At 47.6% G+C, this 4,530-nt stretch carries 4 protein-coding genes; all 4 read left to right on the forward strand.

Going from position 1 to position 4,530, the window contains the following annotated elements; translation table 11 throughout:
• Positions 1–132 precede the first annotated feature (132 nt).
• Positions 133–903, forward strand: coding sequence for a hypothetical protein (locus Q0231_RS11050; RefSeq protein WP_299347714.1), 771 nt, complete (start codon positions 133–135; stop codon positions 901–903).
• A 76-nt stretch (positions 904–979) separates the two neighbouring features.
• Complete coding sequence (locus tag Q0231_RS11055; protein WP_269393014.1) at positions 980–1,759, forward strand: autoinducer binding domain-containing protein; 780 nt, start codon at positions 980–982, stop codon at positions 1,757–1,759.
• Positions 1,760–2,278: 519 nt separating this feature from the next.
• Positions 2,279–3,241 (forward strand): transferrin-binding protein-like solute binding protein, encoded by a 963-nt coding sequence (locus Q0231_RS11060; RefSeq protein ID WP_299347715.1) that lies wholly within the window; start codon positions 2,279–2,281, stop codon positions 3,239–3,241.
• A 64-nt stretch (positions 3,242–3,305) separates the two neighbouring features.
• A partial coding sequence (locus tag Q0231_RS11065) for a surface lipoprotein assembly modifier (RefSeq protein ID WP_299347716.1) occupies positions 3,306–4,530 on the forward strand: 1,225 nt, incomplete at its 3' end.

The raw sequence follows: 4,530 nt of genomic DNA on the forward strand, positions 1-4,530 counted from the left end.
CGCTGCCGAAAAAAGCTGCAAGCAAAAACGCGCGATCACGCGGTGGCCAAGGCATTGGTTCTGGGGTTAATCAACCCATGATCTACGACAATGCAATGAGCGCGGCTATTCGGGATGTGAGAAGTTGCTGAGATGAATTTTCACAATTCGATAATTGAATTATCTGACTTTGTTCGAGGGGATCATAGTCTGGACAGCGTTTGGCGCAAATGCTCAGAAACATTTGCTGAAGTTGGCATCGACGGGATCGGATATGGCATTATTCCATTTCGCTCCGAGGTATTTTTACAAGGATCAAGCAACGCTGTCATGTTTCGTCATAGTTACCCCCAAGGGTGGGCGGACGACACGGGCCCGCAAGGATTGCTAGACAATGATATCACCGCAACGTTGCTTGTATCTGGGCGTGATGACATGACGTGGGTAGATTCTGACGACTTGTTGGAAACCGCAAACATTCCCACGGAAGACAGACGGCGCTTTGCCACTCAGGACGCGATTGACCGTGCGTACAAGATGAACCAAGGAGTAACGGTGGCCTTGGATATAGATAACACCCACGGCGTTACTTCCGGCATGGGCTTAAGGAATTCGACCATGTCCGACTTGGAGTTTGTTACATTTTGGAACATTCATAGAGGCTATCTCAAAGCAATTTGTTCTATACTCGACACGAGTATCCGCAAAGACCATCTGCCATCCTACGTTGGCCTAACAACAACCGAGCGGGATTGCCTGAATTTTGCGGCGTCTGGACGGCAGTTTGCTGAGATTGAGTATTTGATGCGGCTGAGTGAAGACCAAGTGAAAAAAATATTCTCCCGCTGCCGAAAAAAGCTGCAAGCAAAAACGCGCGATCACGCGGTGGCCAAGGCATTGGTTCTGGGGTTAATCAACCCCTAGATGCACTTATTACGGTATTGGTAAGAATGGTGAAAAGAATAGAATGGTGCCGCCCTTACCAAGGAAATGAATTGCTTTGAGAGAAACTGCACAACACATAGTCTTAGCACTGTCAGATTCTTTGCGCGGCACAACTACATCCGGCCAGGCTTGGACATTATGTCTTCATGCTTATGAGAAGCTCGGTGTTGACGGTATTGGCTATGGTTACATTCCACTAGAAACCGAATTTAACCATCGCACTGCGACAGATGTAACAATATTTAGGCACAGCCACCCTAAAACCTGGGCTGATGCCATAGGTGATCGAGATTTATTGGACGCCGACTTTACATTGCCGCCCCTTCTAAAAGGGGAAAGCGAAATTCGTTGGCATCATGAGCCTGCGCATCTTTTGCAAGCCGAAATTGAGCAAAATCGGACAGATTATCAAACACAATGGGAAATCGATCGGCAGCATGGAATGCACGTCGGCATTACACTGCTGCTCGGGCGCATGTCTGGACAAAATGGTCTTGTCTCTTCTGGCATTGGCCTGAGAACGAGTACAATTGCAGAGCAAGATTTTGAGAAATATTGGGAGCACCATGGTGATTATCTTAAACAAATCAGCGCTCTGTTGGATGCCCAGTTCCGCGTGCAAGCACCAAATGCACTGATCAAGCTCGACCAGTTTGAGATCGATTGTCTAAATTTTGCGGCTGCAGGATTGTACAATCAAGAAATCGCATTTCGCCTCAGAAAAAGTGAGGACCAGATAAAGAAATGCTTTGCCCGCAGCCGAAAGAAGCTGTCGGCCCTTACTCGAGATCACGCCGTTGCCAAAGCACTGTCTATAGGCCTGCTTGCGCCGTAGTTGGCACTTTTTACGGAATTGAACTTCCTTTGAATTTTCGTGAATAATCCTTTGTAAACATTCAAACATGGTGGCCTTGGCCGCTAAGCGTTTGATTTATGCAAAGTATTGGGGACGGTGTGGTTTTAAGATCGATACGAGGTGGCATGGCAATTGGTGCCAGCTGCATTCTTCTAACCGCCTGTGTGACAACTACGCCAAATGTCGCGAATGGAGCTGCTGTTATTTATCCAGCAACCTGTGGGGACATTCCAAAAACTGTGAGGAGCAACGGGGCTCCTCTGTCCCAAGCGATCATAGATGAACTTGCTTCATTCTGGCCACCAGAGCACATGGACTCCCTCAAAAGATTGCAAAAGGTCTTAGATGGTCACGGTTCGCCCCGTGACATTGGTTTTGCCCAAAAGTGCTTTGACGTGACGACAGGTCATACACCCCAACAAGAACTAAACAAAGAACAAGCGCCGGTCGGTTTGCTTGGGCTGCAATAAATCACAACTAGTTTTCTGGAGATCATACGTGAAAAAAACTCTAACAATTGCCGGTTTGCTCGGTGCTACTGTAATGCTTTCAGGCTGTACGGCTCTGAGTGGGCTTTTTGGTGTGGCCGATGTTGGTTCGGGTGGCAACAATTCTGCAACCGTCGTTGATATCGATGGAAATGGTTCCGTATCTGCAGGCGAACGTGCCATGACAGCATATGCTGCGACATATGCGCAAGATGGCTCACCATCCAACGTCCTAAGCGCACAGCAAAGAGCTGCAGGCATTTCGGGTTTTGCGACAGGCAGTGATGGACTTGTTAGTGCGGCTGCAGGTGCCAACGGCTATACAACGGCAAGCGTTCATGTTTCAGACGATAAAAAAACGCTAACGATTACTGTTGACGGCAAAAAACACACCATTTCGGGCGACGGCGTTTCGCACGTGGAAAAAATCAACGGCAAAGACTATCAGGCCTTGGCGTTTGGCTATGGCGACTTATCAAATTCCACAAATGGGACAGATGTTGCTTCAATTCTAAACGGCGATTTTGCTTCACTTGCATTTCTCTTCAAAAACGCAAAAGGCAACGGTCAGAATTACAGCATTCAAACCAATGAGGGCTACACGATGATTGCGACAGGATTGGAGACACCCTTAGACAAACTTCCGTCGCAAAAAGCATCTTATGGTGGAGACTTTTACATCATAACCAACAACGGTGGCGGCGGTTTCGGCAACTTTGATGCCATCGCAGATTTTGGTAACAAGACCATTACAGCGGATACGTCTTACGAAGGCACCAAAAATGGCGGCTTCACCGGCACTATAGCGGGTAATAAGTTTAGCGGCGCAGTCACGTCCATTTCAGATAGGGATTATGAAGGCGATGTGGTTGGGGCTTTCTATGGTCCAAACGCTGAAGAAATTGCCGGTGCCAGCGTTGGCACGATGAACAATGTAGACGCATCCGCGTTCTTCATCGGCAATAAGAAATAAGCCCATCTTAGCAAAAAGAAGTCGTCCGTCATCAAAACCGATGGCGGACGCAACAGGTACGTTTATGTGGGTTATTTTACGCTTTTTCGTTGCACTCGTTGTTGTTGGTAGTGGCTGCATAACTGCATTCGCACAGGGTTATTCGGGTATTACCCATGCCATAGAAAACAAGGACTGGGTAACTGCGTCCAATTTGGCTATTACGTTAGATGAGGAAGCAAAAACCGGCAGCTTCTTTTTTCTATATGTGACAGCAACCAAGTTCTCCGTGGAAGACAACTGCGCCGAGGCAATTCCTATTATCGACGCGCTGAAACAGGCAAAGCCTAGTTTTGCCCCGCTGCATGAACTGGGTTACATCTGCAATACCAAATTGGGAAAAAGCGCTGCGGCTAAATCTGACCTACAAAAACTCGTAGCCATTTTGCCGAACGGGCAAGAACGCGATTTGATCCGAGGTATGCTTGAAGCTGAGCATGCTCGATCCAAAGTTTCGGTCGGTGTTTATGGAAGTGTGACGCCTTCGTCTAATGCGAATAAGCAAACAAGTGTAGGGTACATCAACGGTCTCGAAGTCACTTCGGGTTCGAAGGCCTCCAAGGGTGTCAATGCAACCATTGGGGCAACATTCACCAAGGTTCTAAATCAGACGCAGACCTCCTCCTTTGCCGGAGTTGTTAGAACCGAAATTGGGTATTCCACAGTGGATCAGGTGATTTCCCCCAGGTTGGCGCTTGAAGCACCACTTGCATTTTCAATGAATGAAAACGCATCAGCAGTACTCACGCCATTCATTGATCTTCACTTTCTTGGCACAAAGCATTCGCATACAAAAATTGGAACAAAAGGGATCGTTCGCCAAAAACTTGATGACACCAATTCAATGGCGTACCAAGCTGAGATTTCTAGAAACAATTATGTCGATGCGCACTACCTCAATGGATTTTACTTTCACGGTAGTGTGAGTTGGGAAAGAAATCTGAGCGAAACGACATCGCTTACACTAAGCACAGGACTAAACTCGGTTCTGACTGATCGTGTTGCAAGACAATCGCACAAAATTGAAGCGAAAGCCCGTCTGGAACACAGTGCCGCGAACGGTTTGACTTTTGGCGCGGAGGCATCGGCAGGGGTTCGTTTTCATAATCAACCGGCTCCACTTACAACCACTGGAAACCAGACCGATCAGTTTCTTAGAACCCAATTCGAACTAAGCCACAAAGACATCACTTTCGGCGCTTTTCGCCCAGTTCTTGCCTATACCTTTCAAGTGCAAGAATCCGACAACA

The sequence above is a fragment of the uncultured Maritalea sp. genome, from assembly GCF_937139385.1.
In the GTDB taxonomy this organism is placed as follows: domain Bacteria; phylum Pseudomonadota; class Alphaproteobacteria; order Rhizobiales; family Devosiaceae; genus Maritalea; species Maritalea porphyrae_A.

Coding starts and splice junctions, on each gene's coding strand:
- Q0231_RS11050 (WP_299347714.1), top strand. CDS start 133: ATGAATTTTCACAATTCGATAATTGAATTATCTGACTTTGTTCGAGGG.